This window comes from Pantoea anthophila, assembly GCF_006494375.1.
Lineage (GTDB): Bacteria > Pseudomonadota > Gammaproteobacteria > Enterobacterales > Enterobacteriaceae > Pantoea > Pantoea anthophila.
In genome coordinates, this window is the sequence record NZ_VHIZ01000048.1 from 75811 (window position 1) to 95343 (window position 19533).

The following is a 19533-nucleotide window of genomic DNA, read 5'->3' on the forward strand; positions in this document are numbered from 1 at the left end:
GAAGTTCAGCATCGCAAACGATCAAAGAACGTTTTACGATTTCGCCGGTGGCTCTGCGCAGTCAGGGAAACGGGCCCGCCGGACAAATCGGGTTGACTTAATGTGCGCTTTGCTTTACTTCTGGATGCCAGACGGACAGACAAAGACAGACAGAAAAAAATCTCAATGCGTAAAATCAGCCTGAACACCACAATTATTACCATCACCATTACCACAGGTAACGGTGCGGGCTGACGCATACAGGAAAAACAGAAAAAAAGCCCGCACCTAACCAGTGCGGGCTTTTTTTTCGGCTTAAATTCAGGAGAGTTTATATCATGCGAGTGCTGAAATTCGGCGGGACCTCGGTAGCGAATGCGGAGCGGTTTCTTCGCGTCGCTGACATTCTGGAAAGTAATGCGCAACAAGGACAGGTTGCAACCGTGCTCTCTGCGCCAGCAAAGATCACTAACCACCTGGTGGCGATGATTGAAAAAACCATCAGTGGTCAGGACGCTTTGCCGAATATCAGCGACGCTGAGCGCATCTTCAGCGAGCTGCTGCAGGGCCTCGCTGAGTCACAGCCTGGCTTTGAATATGAGCGGCTGAAAACCCGCGTGGACCTGGAGTTTGCGCAGCTGAAGCAGGTGCTGCACGGCATCAGCCTGCTGGGGCAGTGCCCGGACAGCGTCAACGCGGCGATCATCTGCCGCGGTGAAAAGCTCTCGATTGCCATTATGGAGGCGCTGCTGCAGGCACGCGGTCATGAGGTCAGCGTGATCGATCCGGTAGAGAAGCTGCTCGCTGTCGGTCACTACCTGGAGTCCACCGTCGACATCGCCGAATCGACCCGTCGCATCGAAGCCAGCCAGATCCCGCCGCAGAATATGATCCTGATGGCGGGCTTTACCGCCGGCAACGAGCGCGGTGAGCTGGTGGTGCTGGGCCGTAATGGCTCAGACTACTCGGCGGCCGTGCTGGCAGCCTGTCTGCGCGCCGACTGCTGTGAAATCTGGACCGATGTCGATGGCGTGTATACCTGCGATCCGCGTCAGGTGCCGGATGCCCGCCTGCTGAAATCGATGTCCTATCAGGAAGCGATGGAACTCTCCTATTTCGGCGCCAAGGTGCTGCATCCCCGCACCATTGCGCCTATCGCGCAGTTCCAGATCCCGTGCCTGATCAAAAACACCGCCAATCCGCAGGCGCCCGGCACCCTGATTGGGGCAGAAGGCGAGCAGGATGAAAATCCGGTGAAAGGCATCACCAACCTGAATAACATGGCGATGGTTAACGTCTCCGGTCCCGGCATGAAAGGGATGGTCGGAATGGCGGCCAGGGTGTTTGCGGCGATGTCGCGCACCGGCATTTCCGTGGTGCTGATCACCCAATCCTCGTCTGAATACAGCATCAGTTTCTGCGTGCCGCAGAGCGAGCTGGCGCGGGCGCGTCAGGTGCTGGAAGAGGAGTTCTATCTGGAGCTGAAAGATGGCCTGCTGGACCCGCTGGATATCATTGAAAATCTGGCGGTGATCTCGGTAGTGGGCGATGGCATGCGCACCCTGCGCGGCATCTCAGCTAAATTCTTCTCGGCGCTGGCGCGCGCCAACATCAATATCGTGGCGATTGCGCAGGGCTCCTCTGAACGTTCCATCTCCGTCGTGGTTAACAACGATGAAGTGATCACCGGGGTGCGCGTGGTGCATCAGATGCTGTTCGCCACCGATCAGGTTATCGAAGTCTTTGTGGTGGGCGTCGGCGGCGTCGGCGGTGCGCTGCTGGATCAGTTACATCGCCAGCAGGCGTGGCTGAAGCAGAAGCATATCGACCTGCGGGTCTGCGGCATCGCCAACTCGCATGCGCTGTTAACGAATGTTCATGGCATCGATCTGAGCCACTGGGAAGCGGCATTAAGCGAAGCCAAAGAGCCTTTCAATCTGGCGCGCCTGACCCGGCTGGTCAAAGAGTATCATCTGCTTAATCCGGTGATTGTGGACTGTACCTCCAGCCAGGCGGTCGCCGATCAGTATGCCGATTTTCTCAGCGAAGGTTTCCACGTGGTGACGCCGAACAAAAAGGCTAACACCTCATCCTGGAACTACTACCAGCAGATGCGTGCCGCCGCAGCCAAATCGCGCCGCAAATTCCTTTATGATACTAACGTTGGTGCCGGTCTGCCGGTGATCGAAAATCTGCAAAACCTGATGAATGCGGGTGATGAGCTGCTGCGCTTCTCCGGCATTCTGTCTGGCTCGCTCTCCTTTATCTTCGGCAAGCTGGATGAAGGCGTCTCCCTGTCTCAGGCGACTCAGATGGCGCGGGAGATGGGCTTTACCGAACCCGATCCGCGTGACGATCTCGCCGGCACAGACGTGGCGCGTAAGCTGCTGATCCTGGCGCGCGAAGCGGGTCATCAGCTGGAGCTGACGGATATTGAGATTGAGCCGCTGCTGCCCGCCAGCCTGACCGACATTGCAGACGTTGAGCAGTTTATGCAGCGCCTGCCCGAGCTGGACAACGCCTTTGCCGCGCGGGTTGCGCAGGCGCGTGATGCGGGTAAAGTGTTGCGCTATGTCGGCGTGATCGAAGAGGGCGGCGTCTGCAAAGTCAGAATTGACGCCGTAGACAGCAACGATCCGCTGTTTAAGGTGAAAAATGGCGAGAATGCGCTGGCATTTTACAGCCGCTACTATCAGCCGATCCCGATGGTGCTGCGCGGGTACGGTGCAGGAAATGATGTGACAGCGGCCGGTGTCTTTGCCGACCTGCTGCGCACGCTGTCATGGAAGTTGGGAGTTTAAAAATGGTAAAAATTTACGCACCGGCCTCGATTGGTAACGTCAGCGTCGGCTTCGATGTGCTGGGCGCGGCGGTTTCGCCGGTGGACGGTTCCCTGCTGGGTGACTGCGTCTCCGTGGAGGCGGCAGAGCACTTTTCACTGACCAACGCCGGACGTTTTGTCAGTAAGCTGCCCGCCGATCCTAAAGAGAATATCGTTTATCAGTGCTGGCAGCGCTTCTGCGAGGCGGTGGGCAAAGAGATCCCGGTGGCGATGACGCTGGAGAAGAACATGCCCATCGGCTCCGGGCTGGGCTCCAGCGCCTGCTCGGTGGTGGCCGGTCTGGTCGCGATGAATGAATTTTGCGGTAAGCCCCTCGATGACAGCACCCTGCTGACGCTGATGGGCGAGCTGGAAGGGCGCATCTCCGGCAGCGTTCATTACGATAACGTCGCGCCCTGCTTCCTTGGGGGCATTCAGCTGATGCTGCAGGAGAATGAGATTATCAGCCAGGCCGTGCCCGGCTTTGATGACTGGCTGTGGGTCATGGCCTATCCGGGCATTAAAGTCTCGACCGCCGAAGCGCGCGCGATTTTACCGGCGCAGTACCGCAAAGATGAGTGCATCAAGCATGGCCGCCTGCTGGCGGGCTTCATTCACGCCTGCCATACGCGTCAGCCGCTGCTGGCCGCTAAACTTATGCAGGATGTCATTGCTGAACCTTATCGCACCAGACTGCTGCCGGGCTTCGCCGAGGCGCGACAGGCGGCCAAAGATATCGGCGCACTGGCGTGCGGTATCTCAGGCTCTGGTCCGACACTTTTCGCCGTTTGCAATCAGATGGAAACGGCACAGCGGATGGCTGACTGGCTGAGCCAGCACTATCTGCAGAACGATGAAGGCTTCGTCCATATCTGCCGTCTCGACACGGCTGGCGCACGACAATTGGGATAACGCATGAAACTCTACAATCTTAAGGATCACAACGAGCAGGTCAGCTTCGCCCAGGCGGTGAAACAGGGTCTGGGATCGCAGCAGGGTCTGTTCTTTCCGCTGGAACTGCCGGAGTTTGAACTGACAGACATCGACGCGATGCTGGATATGGATTTTGTCAGCCGCAGCAGCAAAATTCTGTCGGCTTATATTGGTGATGAGATCCCAGCCGAACAGCTGCATGAGCGTGTTAAAGCCGCGTTTGCGTTTCCGGCACCGGTCAAAGCGGTCAGTGAAGATGTGGCCTGTCTGGAGCTGTTCCACGGCCCGACGCTGGCGTTTAAAGATTTCGGCGGCCGTTTTATGGCGCAGATGCTCTCCTATGTTTCCGGTTCAGACGAGCAGATCACGATTCTGACCGCGACCTCCGGTGACACCGGTGCGGCCGTGGCCCACGCCTTCTACGGCATGGAGAATGTGCGTGTGGTGATCCTCTATCCACAGGGCAAGATCAGCCCGCTGCAGGAGAAACTTTTCTGTACGCTGGGCGGCAACATCGAAACTATCGCCATCGACGGCGATTTCGATGCCTGTCAGGCGCTGGTCAAGCAGGCGTTCGATGATGAAGCGCTGAAAAAGACGATTGGCCTGAACTCAGCGAACTCCATCAACATCAGCCGCCTGCTGGCGCAGATCTGCTACTACTTTGAAGCGGTAGCGCAGCTGCCGCAGGAAAAACGCAATCAGCTGGTGGTTTCCGTGCCAAGCGGCAACTTCGGGGATTTAACGGCGGGTCTGCTGGCGAAATCACTGGGTCTGCCGATCAAACGCTTTATCGCCGCCACTAACGCCAACGACACAGTGCCGCGCTTCCTCGGCAACGGCGAGTGGCAGCCTAACCAGACGGTCGCGACCCTGTCGAATGCGATGGATGTCAGCCAGCCGAACAACTGGCCGCGTGTGGAAGAGCTGTTCCGCCGTAAAACCTGGCGGCTGACCGACCTGGCCTGCGGTGCGGTCTCTGACGAAACCACCCGTGCCGCCATGCGTGAACTGGCTGAGATTGGCTACATTTCTGAGCCTCACGCCGCCATCGCCTGGCGTCTGCTGCGCGATCAGCTGCAGGAGGGCGAGTATGGCCTGTTCCTCGGCACCGCCCATCCGGCCAAATTCCGTGAAAGCGTGGAAGCGATCCTTGAACAGACCCTGACGCTGCCGCCGGAGCTGGCGGAGCGTGCGGAACTCCCGCTGCTGTCGCACCAGATGCAGGCGGACTTTGCCGCGCTGCGGGCATTCCTGCTGAAATAATCTTCCCCGGCTGCGGGAAAGAGAAGACGCGCGGGGCTACTGCTCCGCGCGCTTGAACACCAGCTCGCTTTCGCTGCTGCTGGCTGCATCAAAACGGTAGCCTTCCAGATCAAACGCCTTAAGCTGCTCCGGCTTTGTCAGGCGCTCCTGAATCACATAGCGACTCATCAGGCCGCGCGCCTTTTTGGCGTAGAAGCTGATAACTTTGTAGCTGCCATTTTTCTCATCCAGGAACACCGGCTTAATCATCTGCGCCTGTAACGCTTTCGGTCTGACCGCCCGGAAATATTCATCCGAGGCGAGGTTGATCAGAACGTTGTCGCCCTGTTCCGCCAGTGCGGCGTTCAGCGTTTCGGTGATGAGGTCACCCCAGAAGGTATAGAGATCTTTACCTGCCGGATTTGCCAGCCGAATGCCCATCTCCAGGCGGTAAGGCTGCATGAGATCGAGTGGACGCAGCACGCCATACAGGCCAGACAGCATGCGCAGGTGCTGCTGCGCAAAATCGAAATCCTGATCGCTGAACGTTTCCGCCTGCAAACCGGTATAAACATCGCCTTTAAACGCCAGAATCGCCTGGCGGGCATTCTGCGGCGAGAAGTCGGGCTGCCAGCTGTTAAACCGCTCGGCATTCAGGTGCGCCAGTTTGTCGCTGATGCCCATTAACGAGGCGATGCTGGCCGGTGACAGGTCACGCGCAATCTCAATCAGCTGTTGTGACTTTTCTAACAGCGCAGGCTGGGTATAGCGGGTTGTCGCCAGCGGGCTGTCATAATCCAGCGTCTTGGCGGGAGAGATCACCATCAACATAGTTGCTTCCTCGTTTAATGCCTGCTTTAACAGGATATTGGCGGCTTATCAGGCTCCGCAGTGTAGCAAAAAAGCCGCAAAGAATGACGAATCACACCTATTTGTTCGCGCTATCGTAAACGGCATTCCCTGACCTTGCGCCACCGTTGGCGCGTGATATTATCGCAACAGCCTTTTTTCACACTGACAGTTAACTAAGAGAAAAGAACATGACGGACAAACTTACCTCCCTGCGTCAGCTCACCACCGTCGTTGCCGACACCGGTGATATCGCAGCCATGAAGCTGTATCAGCCGCAGGATGCCACGACTAACCCTTCTCTGATTCTTAACGCCGCACAAATCCCTGAATACCGTAAACTGATCGATGAAGCGATCGGCTGGGCGCGTGAGCAGAGCAGCGATAAAGATGAGCAGCTGCAGCTGGTTTCTGACAAGCTGGCCGTAAACATTGGTCTGGAAATTCTCAAACTGATCCCGGGCCGTATTTCGACCGAAGTGGATGCGCGTCTCTCTTACGACACCGAAGGCAGCATCAATAAAGCCCGTAGTCTGATCAAACTCTACAACGATGCCGGTATCAGCAATGACCGCATCCTGATCAAACTGGCCTCAACCTGGCAGGGTATCCGCGCCGCGGAGCAGCTGGAAAAAGAGGGCATCAACTGTAACCTGACGCTGCTGTTCTCCTTCGCTCAGGCGCGTGCCTGTGCCGAAGCGGGCGTCTTCCTGATCTCTCCGTTTGTGGGTCGTATTCTGGACTGGTACAAAGCCAACACCGATAAAAAAGAGTATGCGGCGCACGAAGATCCCGGCGTGGTTTCTGTTTCTGAAATCTACAACTACTACAAGCAGCACGGCTATGAAACCGTCGTGATGGGCGCCAGCTTCCGTAATACCGGCGAAATCATCGAGCTGGCTGGCTGTGACCGTCTGACCATTTCGCCTGCGCTGCTGAAAGAGCTGGCCGAGAGCGAAGGAACCCTGGAGCGTAAACTGAGCTACAGCGGTGAAGTGAAAGCGCGTCCGGCCCGCATGACCGAGTCTGAGTTCCTGTGGCAGCACAACCAGGATCCGATGGCGGTGGCGAAGCTGGCAGAAGGCATCCGCAACTTTGCCGTTGATCAGGGCAAACTTGAGAAGATGCTGGCAGAGCTGCTGTAATCCTCCGATCGTGACGGCGCAGGCCGTCACGGTTTTCCCTTTTCCGACCCTTTCACTTTGTATTATCCTTTCGGCTATTCCCCTTTTATTCCACCGCACCGCGGTCATTCACAGCGAAGCTAACCATGAATACATTACGCATTGGCCTGATCTCGGTTTCCGATCGCGCCGCGAACGGCATCTATCAGGATCAGGGGATTCCCGCGCTGGAGAGCTGGCTCAGCACGGCCATCAGCAGCCCGTTCGAAATGGAGTCCCGACTGGTGCCGGACGAGCAGCCGATGATTGAGCAGGCGATTTGCGAGCTGGTCGATGAACGCTTTTGCCATCTGGTGCTGACCACTGGCGGCACCGGCCCGGCCCGGCGCGACGTCACTCCCGACGCCACCTTAGCCGTCGCCGATCGGGAGATGCCCGGATTCGGTGAGCAGATGCGTCAGATCAGCCTGCAGTTTGTGCCGACCGCGATTCTGTCGCGTCAGGTTGGCGTGATCCGTAAGCAGTCACTGATCCTCAATCTGCCTGGTCAGCCAAAGTCGATCAGGGAGACGCTGGAGGGGCTGAAAGATGAGCAGGGCAACGTCAAAGTCCACGGTATTTTTGCCTCTGTACCTTATTGTTTACAGCTATTGGAAGGGCCGTATGTCGAAACCCATCGCGACGTGGTAGCAGCATTTCGGCCTAAAAGCGCGATACGTGAGATAAATAACTAAATATTGTCCATTTCAGGCATAAGCTATAGCCCGGCTGGTGTGGCAAAAGATTGACGGTATAGTAATTAGATCTTTACAACTCGATCTTTTGCCTCTGGACTATTATGAACCTGACCTCTACGCAGCGTCTGACCGGTAAGGATTACAGAACCCTGGCGCTGGCCGCACTGGGCGGCGCGCTGGAATTTTACGACTTCATCATTTTTGTCTTCTTCGCCACCGTGATTGGCGAACTCTTTTTCCCCGCCGATATTCCCGAGTGGCTGCGCCAGCTGCAGACCTTTGCCATTTTTGCCGCCGGCTATCTGGCACGTCCGCTGGGCGGCATCGTGATGGCCCACTTTGGCGATAAAGTGGGGCGTAAGAAGATGTTCAGCCTGAGCATTATGCTGATGGCGCTGCCGACATTGATGATGGGCGCGCTCCCCACCTGGCAGACTATCGGCGTTGCCGCACCGTTACTGATGCTGCTGATGCGGATGCTGCAGGGGGCGGCGATTGGTGGCGAAGTGCCGGGAGCCTGGGTGTTTGTCGCTGAGCATGTGCCCTATAAACGCATCGGTATCGCCTGCGGCACACTGACGGCCGGGCTGACCATCGGGATTTTACTGGGGTCGCTGGTGGCGACGCTGATCAATACCTCACTCTCACCCCAGGCGATTCATGATGGCGGCTGGCGCATCCCGTTCTTCCTCGGCGGCCTGTTCGGGCTGGGCGCGATGGTGCTGCGCCGCTGGCTGCATGAGACGCCGGTGTTTGTGGAGATGCAGCAGCGTAAAGCGCTCTCCAGTAAGCTGCCGCTGAAAACAGTGCTGGCTGAACATAAAAAATCGGTCGTCATTTCCATGCTGCTGACCTGGCTGCTCTCCGCCTGCATTGTGGTGGTGATCCTGATGTCCCCGGTCTGGCTGCAAAAACAGCTGGGCATTGCGCCTGCGCTGACGCTGCAGGCCAACAGCCTGGCCACCGTCATGCTCTGCTTCGGCTGTATTATTGCCGGCCTGGCGGCCGATCGCTTCGGTGCCAGCCGCACGCTGTGTGTCGGCAGCCTGCTGCTGGCGATCTGCTGCTGGCAGTTTTATCATCTGACCGCACTCTATCCGCAGCAGCTCTTCCTGCTGTATGGACTGGCCGGCCTCAGCGTGGGTGCCGTGGGCGCCGTCCCGTTCGTGATGGTGCGTGCCTTTCCGGCGGAAGTCCGTTTTACCGGTATCTCCTTCTCCTACAATCTCGCCTATGCGATTTTCGGCGGCCTGACACCGATTTTTGTGTCGCTGCTGATGAATGTGTCGGTGATGGCCCCATGCTGGTATGTGATGGCACTGGCGCTGGTGGGATTGGTGACGGGGATCTGGCTGCGGCGTGATATCAGCCACGAGCCAGAACTGCATCAGGGGGTTAATTCGCTGTAGTGAAATGACGCGGAGCCTGACTCCGCGTCTTATCATGATTGATGCGGCTTCTCGCCAATCGGCAGAACGGTACGGCCAAAGGTTTCGTTCAGCACTTCCCCCATGGCCAGATAGCAGGCGCTGGCGCCGCAGAGAAGGCCAACCCAGCCTGCCGTGGTGACCAGCGCAGGCAGATGCATCAGATGCGCTACGGCCAGCAGCAGAAACAGCAGCGTGAGCGTGGCGAAAACAAACTGCAGCATCCGCGCACCTTTCAGCGTGCCGACAAACATAAACAGCGTGAAGATGCCCCACAGAAGCAGCCAGGCCCCCAGAAAACGTTCGTCGGGGGCGTTCGCGAGGCCCATTTCCGGCAGCAGAAGAATCGCCACAAAGCTTAACCAGAACATCCCGTAAGAGGTAAAGGCCGTCAGCCCAAAGGTGTTATTCTTTTTAAACTCCAGCAGGCCTGCCAGCACCTGCGCAATCCCACCATAAAAAATCCCCATGGCCAGAATCGCGACGTCCATCGTGAACAGGCCCGCGTTGTGCAGGTTAAGTAAAACCGTTGTCATGCCAAATCCCATTAATCCCAGCGGGGCAGGGTTGGCCAGTGTTGAATTTGCCATAGTTCCTCGGCGGTCAGTAAACGTTGATGATAAAAAGCGCTCCGCTTCACTCCATCGAGCGGAGCGGCGCATCATATTCAGCGTTCTGCCTGGGTTCTTTGATCCCGACCGGGCCAGAGGTGAAAATTTTTTTTGGTTTAACCCTTGATGCGCATCGAAGCGGCCCCATTTACTTCTCATCGAGCGTTGTGAACGTTGGAAAAAAAGCTTGTGCTGGCAGGTTGAATGCAAACAACCCGCCCACATAAAAGGTTCACAACCCAAATTGGCAACGAATTTAAGTGGGAGATGTTTAGATGGGTAAGATTATTGGTATTGACCTGGGTACAACCAACTCTTGTGTTGCGATCATGGATGGCACTAAAGCACGCGTGCTGGAAAATGCCGAGGGCGATCGCACCACGCCTTCAATTATTGCGTACACACAGGATGGCGAAATTCTGGTCGGTCAACCGGCTAAACGTCAGGCAGTGACCAACCCGCAGAATACCCTGTTCGCAATTAAGCGTCTGATCGGTCGTCGCTTCCAGGACGAAGAAGTTCAGCGTGATATTAAAATCATGCCGTACAAAATCGCCAGCGCTGACAACGGCGACGCCTGGCTGGAAGTGAAAGGCCAGAAAATGGCACCGCCGCAGATTTCAGCTGAAGTGCTGAAGAAAATGAAAAAGACCGCCGAAGATTACCTCGGTGAGCCAGTGACCGAAGCGGTGATCACCGTTCCGGCATACTTTAACGATGCACAGCGTCAGGCGACCAAAGATGCAGGCCGCATCGCGGGTCTGGAAGTTAAGCGTATCATTAACGAACCAACCGCTGCTGCACTGGCCTACGGCCTGGACAAAGGTCAGGGTAACCGCACCATCGCCGTGTATGACCTGGGTGGCGGTACCTTCGATATCTCCATCATCGAGATCGACGAAGTTGATGGCGAAAAAACCTTTGAAGTTCTGGCAACCAACGGTGATACCCACCTGGGTGGTGAAGACTTCGACAGCCGTCTGATTAACTATCTGGTAGCTGAATTTAAGAAAGATCAGGGCATCGATCTGCACAACGATCCTCTGGCGATGCAGCGTCTGAAAGAAGCCGCAGAGAAAGCGAAAATCGAGCTCTCTTCTGCTCAGCAGACCGACGTTAACCTGCCGTACATCACTGCAGATGCGACCGGTCCTAAGCACCTGAACATCAAAGTGACCCGCTCTAAACTGGAGTCACTGGTTGAAGATCTGGTTGCACGCTCAATCGCGCCACTGAAAGTTGCGCTGCAGGATGCTGGCCTGTCGGTTTCTGACATCAACGACGTTATCCTGGTCGGTGGTCAGACCCGTATGCCACTGGTTCAGGCGAAAGTCACCGAGTTCTTTGGTAAAGAGCCACGTAAAGATGTGAACCCGGACGAAGCCGTTGCTGTCGGTGCTGCGGTTCAGGGCGGTGTACTGGGTGGCGACGTGAAAGACGTGCTGCTGCTGGACGTAACCCCGCTGTCACTGGGTATCGAAACCATGGGTGGCGTGATGACGTCGCTGATCAGCAAAAACACCACCATCCCGACCAAGCACAGCCAGGTCTTCTCGACTGCTGAAGATAACCAGTCAGCCGTGACCATTCACGTGCTGCAGGGTGAGCGTAAGCGCGCCAATGACAACAAGTCACTGGGCCAGTTCAACCTTGACGGTATCCAGGCTGCGCCTCGCGGTATGCCGCAGATCGAAGTCACCTTCGACATCGATGCGGATGGTATCCTGCACGTGTCAGCGAAAGATAAGAACAGCGGTAAAGAGCAGAAAATCACCATCAAAGCCTCTTCCGGTCTGAACGACGAAGAGATCGAAAAAATGGTGCGTGATGCGGAAGCGAACGCAGAAGCTGACCGTAAGTTCGAAGAGCTGGTACAGACGCGCAACCAGGGCGATCAGATTGCCCACAGCACGCGTAAGCAGCTGGAAGAAGCCGGCGACAAACTGTCAGCAGACGACAAAGCGCCAATCGAAGCCGCACTGGCCGCGCTGGAAACTGCGCTGAAAGGCGAAGACAAAGCGGAAATCGACGCCAAAATGCAGGCGCTGATGGAAGTGTCCGGCAAACTGATGGAAGCCGCACAGCAGTCTCAGGCAGGTGCAGCCGATGCCGGTGATGCGTCAGCGAAGAAAGATGACGACGTTGTCGATGCTGAATTCGAAGAAGTAAAAGACAACAAGAAATAATTGCCCCTGACCGGGCGCGACGGCTGGCCTGACAGCCGTTGAAACCAGCACGGGCGTCGGAGATCTCTCCACGCCCGTGCGATCATGTTAAGGGCTAAATAAACATGGCGAAGAGTGATTACTACGAGATTTTAGGCGTCGCCAAATCCGCGGACGAGCGTGAAATCAAAAAGGCGTACAAACGCCTGGCAATGAAATTTCACCCGGATCGTAATCCCGGAGATAAAGAAGCCGAAGCCAAATTCAAAGAGGCTAAAGAAGCGTACGAAATCCTGACCGATGCGCAGAAGCGTGCGGCCTACGATCAATATGGTCATGCAGCTTTTGAACAGGGCGGCATGGGTGGCGGTGGATTCGGCGGCGGCGGCTTTGGTGGCGGCGGTGCAGACTTCAGCGATATCTTTGGCGACGTATTCGGTGACATCTTTGGTGGTGGACGCCGTCAGCGCGCATCCCGCGGCGCCGATTTACGCTACAACATGGAGCTGACGCTGGAAGAAGCGGTACGCGGCGTGACCAAAGAGATCCGCATTCCAACGCTGGAAGAGTGTGATGTCTGCCACGGCAGCGGCGCGAAACCAGGCACGCAGCCACAAACCTGTTCGACCTGTCACGGTGCAGGCCAGGTGCAGATGCGCCAGGGCTTCTTCACCGTTCAGCAGGCCTGTCCGACCTGTCACGGTCGCGGCTCGGTGATTAAAGATCCGTGCAACGCCTGTCACGGTCACGGTCGCGTTGAGAAGTCGAAAACGCTGTCAGTGAAAATCCCGGCCGGGGTCGACACCGGCGATCGTATCCGTCTGAGCGGAGAAGGCGAAGCGGGCGAGCAGGGCGCGCCAGCGGGCGATCTCTATGTTCAGGTCTCGGTGAAGAAACACCCGATTTTCGAACGTGAAGAGAATAACCTCTACTGCGAAGTGCCGATTAACTTTGCGATGGCGGCGCTGGGCGGTGAGATTGAAGTGCCGACGCTGGATGGACGCGTGAAGCTGAAAGTGCCGTCAGAGACCCAGACCGGCAAGCTGTTCCGCATGCGCGGACGCGGCGTGAAATCTGTTCGCGGTGGTGCGGTTGGTGACCTGTTGTGTCGCGTCGTGGTGGAAACACCGGTCAGCCTGAACGAGAAACAGAAATCGCTGCTGCGTGAACTGGAAGAGAGTTTTGGCGGTCCGAGCGGCGAGCACAACAGCCCGCGCTCCAAGAGCTTTTTCGACGGTGTGAAAAAATTCTTTGACGACCTGACCCGATAAACCGGGAAAGATAAAACGGAGCCCTGGGCTCCGTTTTTTTTGGCCTCTGATCAGGGATGCTGCACACCGACTGCTCCGCAGCGTAGCCGGGCCTGCGGATGTTCCGGTCAACGCGAGCGACAACGCCGGGCACAAGCTGCTGTTAACGGGCGATATGAGTCGTTACACTTATTCACTTTCACTCGCCGATCAGGAAGATAAACGTTGAATAAGCCTCGGAAACTCAGAAACCTCCTCAGGAGCTTCATTGAAAGTGATGCCAGTAACGGCATGATATTAATCCTGGCAGCCGTGGCGGCCATGATCCTCGCCAATACCGCTGCGACGGCCGAAGGCTATCAGGCGTTACTGAATGAGCCTGTCCAGATCCGCTTTGGTGCGCTGGATATCAGCAAAAATCTGCTGTTATGGATAAACGATGCGCTGATGGCGCTGTTTTTCCTGCTGATTGGGCTGGAGGTGAAGCGCGAGCTGAGGGTCGGTGAACTCGCAAGCCGGGAGAAGGCAATCTTTCCGGTTATCGCAGCCCTGGGAGGCATGGCGCTGCCCGCCCTGATCTTTCTGGCTTTCAACCACGGTGATGAGATTGCCCGCAACGGCTGGGCGATTCCCACGGCAACGGATATCGCGTTTGCACTGGGGGTGCTGGCCCTGCTCGGCAGCCGGGTTCCTGCTGCGCTGAAAGTTTTTCTGATGGCGCTGGCGATTATCGATGACCTGGGGGCGATTGTGATTATCGCCCTGTTCTATACCAGCGGTCTGTCGGTGCTCTCTCTGGGCGTGGCGGCAGCGGCGATTGTGGTGCTGGCCCTGCTGAATTACTTCAACGTCCGCAAAATCTCGATCTACATTCTGGTGGGCATTGTGCTCTGGACCGCCGTCCTTAAGTCGGGTGTTCATGCAACGCTGGCAGGCGTTATCGTGGGCTTCTTTGTGCCGCTGGAGAAGAGAGAGGGGCACTCGCCAGCAGAGCATCTGGCGCACGGCCTGATGCCGTGGGTGAACTGGCTGATTCTGCCGCTGTTTGCCTTTGCCAATGCCGGTATTTCACTCGCCGGTATTACGCTGGGCGATATCCTGTCACCGGAACCGGCAGGCATCATCTTTGGCCTGTTAATCGGCAAACCCCTGGGCATTACGCTCTTCTGCTGGCTGGCCGTCAGATTGCGGCTGGCGGTATTGCCTGGCGGCACCACCATCCGCGATATCATGGCGATCGGCGTGCTGTGCGGTATCGGCTTCACGATGTCGATATTTATCAGTTCACTGGCCTTTGATGCCGCCCATGAGCAGCTGGTGACGTTCTCTAAGCTGGGGATTCTGACCGGTTCTCTGCTCTCCGCCGTGTTGGGATATAGCCTGTTACGGGTCAGGCTGCGTTAAGAGAGGGGAGGCGAAAGCCTCCTTTTTTCGCCCTGCATCACCCTCACGGGGAATGGCGGTGCGGCAAATGACAGGCGAAAAAAAACCGGCGTAAGCGCCGGTTCTTTCAACAAAGCGATAAACAACAGGCGATTAAGCCAGTTTGTTGATCTGTGCAGTCAGGTTTGCTTTATAACGTGCAGCTTTGTTTTTGTGGATCAGACCTTTAGCAGCCTGACGGTCCACGATTGGTTGCATTTCATTGAATGCGTTCTGCGCAGCAGCTTTGTCGCCTGAAGCGATCGCCGCGTATACTTTCTTAACGAAGGTACGCATCATAGAGCGGCGGCTAGCGTTATGCTTACGGCGTTTCTCAGATGTTACGGCGCGTTTCTTAGCTGATTTGATATTAGCCAAGGTCCAACTCCCAAATGTGTTCTATAGAGACAAATCAAAGGCCGAGGACTATGCCCTTCCAACCTGATTTTGTCAATGGATTTGTGCAAATAAGCGTCGCTCTATGAGCAGCACTCGGTTACGTATTTGATGGCGCAAGATTCTACCAGCTTCGCCTTCCTGAATACAGTATTTCGCGACAAAATTCTCAACACGTGCTTCTGTAACAGGAAATGCAGCGCGTTAAGCATGAAAGGCGTGCTGACGGGTTAACCTGAACCGGTTTCAAGGGTATAATCCGCCGATTTCCACCGGTTTGGGTCAGCCATGAAGTTTATCCGCGGTATTCATAATCTTAACGAGCAGCATCGCGGCTGCGTTCTGACCATTGGTAATTTCGATGGCGTACACCGCGGGCACCAGGCACTGATGGCCCGGCTGTGTGAAGAGGGACGCAAACGTAATCTGCCGGTGGTGGTCATGGTCTTTGAACCACAGCCGCTGGAGCTGTTTGCTGGCGATAAAGCCCCGGCTCGCCTGACGCGCCTGCGTGAAAAACTGCGCTACCTGGCTGAAGCCGGCGTCGATAAGGTGCTCTGCGTGCGGTTTGACCGTCGCTTTGCGGCGTTATCCGCCCAGCGTTTTATCAGCGACCTGCTGGTTGAAAAGCTCGACGTCAGATACCTTGCGGTGGGCGATGATTTCCGCTTTGGCGCCGGTCGCCAGGGGGATTTCCGGTTATTGCAGAAAGCCGGTGTGGAGTATGGCTTCGAGGTTATCAGTACCGAAACCTTCTGTGAGGGCGGAAAGCGCATCAGCAGCACCGCCGTGCGTCAGGCGCTGGCCGCCGATGATTTAGCGCTGGCGCAGTCGTTGTTAGGCCATCCTTTCACGATTTCCGGCCGCGTCGTGCACGGTGATGCACTGGGACGCACGCTGGGCTTCCCAACCGCCAACCTGCCTTTACGCCGCAGCGTGTCGCCGGTGAAAGGGGTCTATGCGGTGGAAGTGGAAGGGCTGACGCCGGAGCCGCTGCCGGGCGTGGCGAATATCGGCACCCGTCCGACGGTAAAAGGTTTACGCCAGCAGCTTGAAGTTCACCTGCTCGACATCAATATCAATCTTTATGGTCGTCACATTGATGTGGTGCTGAAACAGAAAATACGAAACGAGCAGCGCTTTGCCTCACTGGAGGCGTTGAAAGAACAAATTGCGAATGATGTGGTAACGGCCCGGCAGTTTTTTGGGCTGCTTTAACCTGAGCGAAAAACGGAATCGAGAATCTGATGAGTGACTATAAATCTACCCTGAATTTGCCGGAAACGGGATTCCCGATGCGTGGCGATCTGGCCAAACGCGAACCGGGAATGTTGCAACGCTGGTATGCCGACAACCTGTATGGCGTTATCCGCGAAGCCAAAAAGGGGAAAAAAACCTTTATCCTGCATGATGGCCCTCCTTATGCGAACGGCAGCATTCATATCGGTCACTCAGTTAACAAGATTCTGAAAGACATTATCGTTAAGTCGAAAGGCATGGCGGGCTATGACGCGCCCTATGTGCCGGGCTGGGACTGTCACGGTCTGCCTATCGAGCATAAAGTTGAGCAGATGATCGGCAAGCCGGGCGAGAAAGTCACGGCGGCAGAATTCCGCGAAGCGTGCCGCAAATATGCGGCAGAACAGGTTGAAGGCCAGAAAGCAGACTTTATCCGTCTGGGCGTACTGGGCGACTGGGATCGTCCTTACCTGACCATGGACTTCAACACGGAAGCCAACATCATCCGTGCGCTGGGTAAAATCATCGGCAACGGTCACCTGCACAAGGGCGCGAAGCCGGTGCACTGGTGCCTGGATTGCCGTTCTGCCCTGGCCGAAGCGGAAGTGGAATATTACGACAAGACCTCACCGTCGATTGATGTGATGTTCAACGCCGTCGATGCCGACGCTGTGCGTCAGGCGTTCGGCGTCACTACGGTTAACGGCCCGATTTCACTGGTTATCTGGACCACCACCCCGTGGACGCTGCCCGCTAACCGCGCCATCTCTCTGCACCCGGAATTTGACTATCAGCTGATCCAGATCGAAGGCCGTGCCCTGATCCTGGCAAAAGAGCTGGTGGAAAGCGTCATGAAGCGTGCCGGTGTCAGCGAATGGCAGGTGCTGGGCGAATGCAAAGGTGCCGCGCTGGAGCTGCAGCTGTTCCAGCATCCGTTCCTTGAGCAGATTCAGTCGAAAGTGGTGCTGGGCGAACACGTCACGCTGGATGCCGGTACTGGTGCGGTCCATACGGCACCCGGCCACGGCCCGGATGACTATGTGATCGGCCAGAAATATGGCATCGAAACCGCTAACCCGGTCGGGCCAGATGGCGCGTATCTGCCTGGCACTTACCCGACGCTGGATGGGGTTAACGTCTTTAAAGCCAACGATATGATCGTTGAGCTGCTGAAAGAGAAGCAGGCGCTGCTGCACGTTGAAAAACTGCTGCACAGCTACCCGCACTGCTGGCGTCACAAAACGCCTATCATCTTCCGTGCCACGCCACAGTGGTTCATCAGCATGGATCAGAAAGGCCTGCGTGCGCAGTCGCTGAAAGAGATCAAAGGCGTGCAGTGGATCCCGGACTGGGGCCAGGCGCGTATTGAATCGATGGTGGCGAACCGTCCGGACTGGTGTATCTCTCGTCAGCGTACCTGGGGCGTGCCGATGGCGCTGTTCGTTCATAAAGAGAGCGAAGAGCTTCACCCGGATACCCTGGCACTGATGGAGAAAGTGGCACAGCGTGTTGAGCAGGATGGCATTCAGGCCTGGTGGGATCTCGATCCGCGCGAGCTGATGGGCGATGACGCCGATCATTACGTCAAGGTTCCGGATACCCTGGATGTCTGGTTCGACTCCGGGTCAACCAGCTATTCCGTCGTGGATGCCCGTCCGGAATTCGAAGGACAGGCGCCGGACCTCTATCTGGAAGGGTCCGATCAGCATCGCGGCTGGTTTATGTCCTCGCTGATGATCGGCACCGCGATGAAAGGCAAAGCGCCTTATCGTCAGGTACTGACACACGGTTTCACCGTGGATGGTCAGGGCCGCAAAATGTCGAAATCGATCGGCAACACCGTGTCGCCGCAGGATGTGATGAACAAACTGGGTGCTGACATTCTGCGCCTGTGGGTGGCATCAACCGACTATTCGGGTGAAATGGCGGTCTCCGATGAGATCCTGAAGCGTTCCGCCGATGCCTATCGCCGTATCCGTAACACCGCCCGCTTCCTGCTGGCGAACCTTAACGGCTTCAATCCGGCCACCGACCTGGTGAAACCGGAAGAGATGGTCGTGGTGGATCGCTGGGCCGTGGGACGTGCGCAGGCGGCGCAGGCCGATATCGTCGCCTCTTATGAGAACTACGATTTCCATGAAGTGATCCAGCGTCTGATGCAGTTCTGTTCTGTGGAGATGGGCAGCTTCTATCTCGACATCATCAAAGATCGCCAGTACACCGCGAAGGGCGACAGCCTGGCGCGTCGTAGCTGTCAGACCGCGCTGTGGCACATCGTTGAAGCGCTGGTGCGCTGGATGGCGCCGATCATGTCCTTTACCGCGGATGAGATCTGGGGCTATCTGCCTGGCGAACGCGCGCAGTATGTCTTCACCGAAGAGTGGTATCAGGGTCTGTTTGGCCTGGCGGAAGATGAAGCCCTGAACGATGCCTACTGGGCTGAGCTGCTGAAAGTACGTGGCGAAGTTAACAAGGTCATCGAGCAGGCGCGTGCCGACAAACGTATCGGTGGCGCACTGGAAGCCACCGTGACGCTCTATGCCGATGCGGAGCTGGCCGCTAAGCTGCAGGCGCTGGGCAACGAGCTGCGCTTTGTGCTGCTGACCTCGGGTGCCCAGGTAGCTGATTACGCGCTGGCAAACGATGAAGCGCAGCAGAGCGAACTGCTGAAAGGTCTGAAAATTGCGCTGCACAAGGCGGAAGGCGAGAAATGTCAGCGCTGCTGGCATTACACTACCGACGTCGGCCAGAATCCGGAGCACGCTGCGGTATGCGGTCGTTGTTACACTAACGTAGCCGGTGACGGTGAACAGCGTGAATTTGCCTGATGCGTAAACCTATTCTCTCAACCGGATTGCGCTGGCTGTGGCTGGTGCTGGTGGTCATCGTTGTCGACTTCGCCAGTAAGCAGTGGGTGATGAACAACATGATGCTGCATGAAACGCAGCCGCTGATGCCTTATCTTAACCTGTTCTATGCGCACAACTACGGCGCGGCGTTCAGCTTCCTGGCGGACAAAGGCGGCTGGCAGCGCTGGTTTTTTGCCGGTATTGCGCTGGCGATCGTGGTTTCACTGGTGCTGATGATGTATCGCAATCAGGCCAGCCAGAAGATTTCAAACATCGCGTATGCCCTGATTATCGGCGGTGCGATAGGCAATTTATTTGATCGCTCCTGGCATGGCTTTGTGGTCGATTTTATCGATTTTTATGTCGGTAACTGGCACTTCGCTACATTTAATATCGCTGACTGCGGCATCTGTATTGGTGCCGCATTGGTGGTGCTGGAGGGCTTTTTCAGCCCGAACGGCAAACAGGCTAAACAGAAAGGGTAAG

The 19533-nt window shown here is 56.5% G+C and carries 16 protein-coding genes and 1 other annotated feature; of the genes, 13 read left to right on the plus strand and 3 right to left on the minus strand.

Annotated features, from left to right (window positions below; all coding sequences use genetic code 11):
- The first annotated feature begins 165 nt into the window (after nucleotides 1-165).
- The 4 genes from thrL (at nucleotide 166) to thrC (ending at nucleotide 4999) form a co-directional block, all read left to right on the plus strand.
- The gene (thrL, locus tag FJW00_RS11715) at nucleotides 166-234 is read left to right on the plus strand and encodes a thr operon leader peptide (RefSeq protein ID WP_111209051.1); all 69 of its coding nucleotides are present in this window, start codon (nucleotides 166-168) and stop codon (nucleotides 232-234) included.
- Nucleotides 173-291, plus strand: a sequence feature (Thr leader region). It overlaps the preceding gene by 62 nt.
- 26 nt (nucleotides 292-317) lie before the next feature.
- Entirely contained in the window at nucleotides 318-2780 is a 2463-nt protein-coding gene (gene thrA / locus FJW00_RS11720; protein ID WP_009092237.1) for a bifunctional aspartate kinase/homoserine dehydrogenase I, read from the plus strand.
- 2 nt (nucleotides 2781-2782) lie between these two features.
- Nucleotides 2783-3712: a homoserine kinase gene (gene thrB, locus FJW00_RS11725; RefSeq protein WP_140924200.1), complete on the plus strand. Its 930-nt coding sequence runs from the start codon at nucleotides 2783-2785 to the stop codon at nucleotides 3710-3712.
- A gap of 3 nt (nucleotides 3713-3715) precedes the next feature.
- Nucleotides 3716-4999 carry a threonine synthase gene (gene thrC, locus FJW00_RS11730; protein WP_140924202.1) on the plus strand — a complete coding sequence of 428 codons (1284 nt, stop codon included), beginning with the start codon at nucleotides 3716-3718 and terminating at the stop codon, nucleotides 4997-4999.
- A 36-nt stretch (nucleotides 5000-5035) separates the two neighbouring features.
- Here thrC and yaaA read toward each other — a convergent pair whose 3' ends face one another.
- Nucleotides 5036-5809 (minus strand): peroxide stress protein YaaA, encoded by a 774-nt coding sequence (gene yaaA, locus FJW00_RS11735; RefSeq protein ID WP_046101187.1) that lies wholly within the window; start codon nucleotides 5807-5809, stop codon nucleotides 5036-5038.
- A 209-nt stretch (nucleotides 5810-6018) separates the two neighbouring features.
- Here yaaA and tal point away from each other — a divergent pair, with 209 nt between their 5' ends.
- From tal to FJW00_RS11750, 3 genes are all read left to right on the plus strand, one after another.
- The gene (tal, locus tag FJW00_RS11740; RefSeq protein ID WP_009092233.1) at nucleotides 6019-6972 is read left to right on the plus strand and encodes a transaldolase; all 954 of its coding nucleotides are present in this window, start codon (nucleotides 6019-6021) and stop codon (nucleotides 6970-6972) included.
- Between the two features lie 125 nt (nucleotides 6973-7097).
- Nucleotides 7098-7685, plus strand: coding sequence for a molybdopterin adenylyltransferase (mog, locus tag FJW00_RS11745; protein ID WP_009092232.1), 588 nt, complete (start codon nucleotides 7098-7100; stop codon nucleotides 7683-7685).
- Between the two features lie 104 nt (nucleotides 7686-7789).
- Nucleotides 7790-9097 (plus strand): MFS transporter, encoded by a 1308-nt coding sequence (locus tag FJW00_RS11750; protein WP_058957751.1) that lies wholly within the window; start codon nucleotides 7790-7792, stop codon nucleotides 9095-9097.
- Nucleotides 9098-9129: 32 nt separating this feature from the next.
- Here the strand turns inward: FJW00_RS11750 and satP are convergent, their stop codons facing one another.
- Complete coding sequence (gene satP / locus FJW00_RS11755; RefSeq protein ID WP_009092229.1) at nucleotides 9130-9705, minus strand: acetate uptake transporter; 576 nt, start codon at nucleotides 9703-9705, stop codon at nucleotides 9130-9132.
- A 296-nt stretch (nucleotides 9706-10001) separates the two neighbouring features.
- On the opposite strand from satP, the gene dnaK reads away from it, so the two are divergent.
- From dnaK to nhaA, 3 genes are all read left to right on the plus strand, one after another.
- Nucleotides 10002-11912, plus strand: coding sequence for a molecular chaperone DnaK (gene dnaK, locus FJW00_RS11760; protein WP_009092227.1), 1911 nt, complete (start codon nucleotides 10002-10004; stop codon nucleotides 11910-11912).
- Nucleotides 11913-12016: 104 nt separating this feature from the next.
- Nucleotides 12017-13162 carry a molecular chaperone DnaJ gene (gene dnaJ, locus FJW00_RS11765; RefSeq protein WP_009092225.1) on the plus strand — a complete coding sequence of 382 codons (1146 nt, stop codon included), beginning with the start codon at nucleotides 12017-12019 and terminating at the stop codon, nucleotides 13160-13162.
- A gap of 204 nt (nucleotides 13163-13366) precedes the next feature.
- Nucleotides 13367-14545: a Na+/H+ antiporter NhaA gene (gene nhaA, locus FJW00_RS11770; protein WP_046101191.1), complete on the plus strand. Its 1179-nt coding sequence runs from the start codon at nucleotides 13367-13369 to the stop codon at nucleotides 14543-14545.
- Nucleotides 14546-14677: 132 nt separating this feature from the next.
- Here the strand turns inward: nhaA and rpsT are convergent, their stop codons facing one another.
- Nucleotides 14678-14941, minus strand: coding sequence for a 30S ribosomal protein S20 (gene rpsT, locus FJW00_RS11775; RefSeq protein WP_006117633.1), 264 nt, complete (start codon nucleotides 14939-14941; stop codon nucleotides 14678-14680).
- A 306-nt stretch (nucleotides 14942-15247) separates the two neighbouring features.
- On the opposite strand from rpsT, the gene ribF reads away from it, so the two are divergent.
- From ribF to lspA, 3 genes are read left to right on the plus strand one after another with little or no spacing between them, the layout of a single operon-like run.
- Complete coding sequence (gene ribF, locus FJW00_RS11780) at nucleotides 15248-16177, plus strand: bifunctional riboflavin kinase/FAD synthetase (RefSeq protein WP_009092217.1); 930 nt, start codon at nucleotides 15248-15250, stop codon at nucleotides 16175-16177.
- A 29-nt stretch (nucleotides 16178-16206) separates the two neighbouring features.
- Nucleotides 16207-19026: an isoleucine--tRNA ligase gene (ileS, locus tag FJW00_RS11785; protein ID WP_140924205.1), complete on the plus strand. Its 2820-nt coding sequence runs from the start codon at nucleotides 16207-16209 to the stop codon at nucleotides 19024-19026.
- Complete coding sequence (gene lspA / locus FJW00_RS11790; RefSeq protein ID WP_009092212.1) at nucleotides 19026-19532, plus strand: signal peptidase II; 507 nt, start codon at nucleotides 19026-19028, stop codon at nucleotides 19530-19532. Before ileS ends, lspA begins: the two co-directional genes overlap by 1 nt.
- Nucleotide 19533 lies beyond the last annotated feature (1 nt).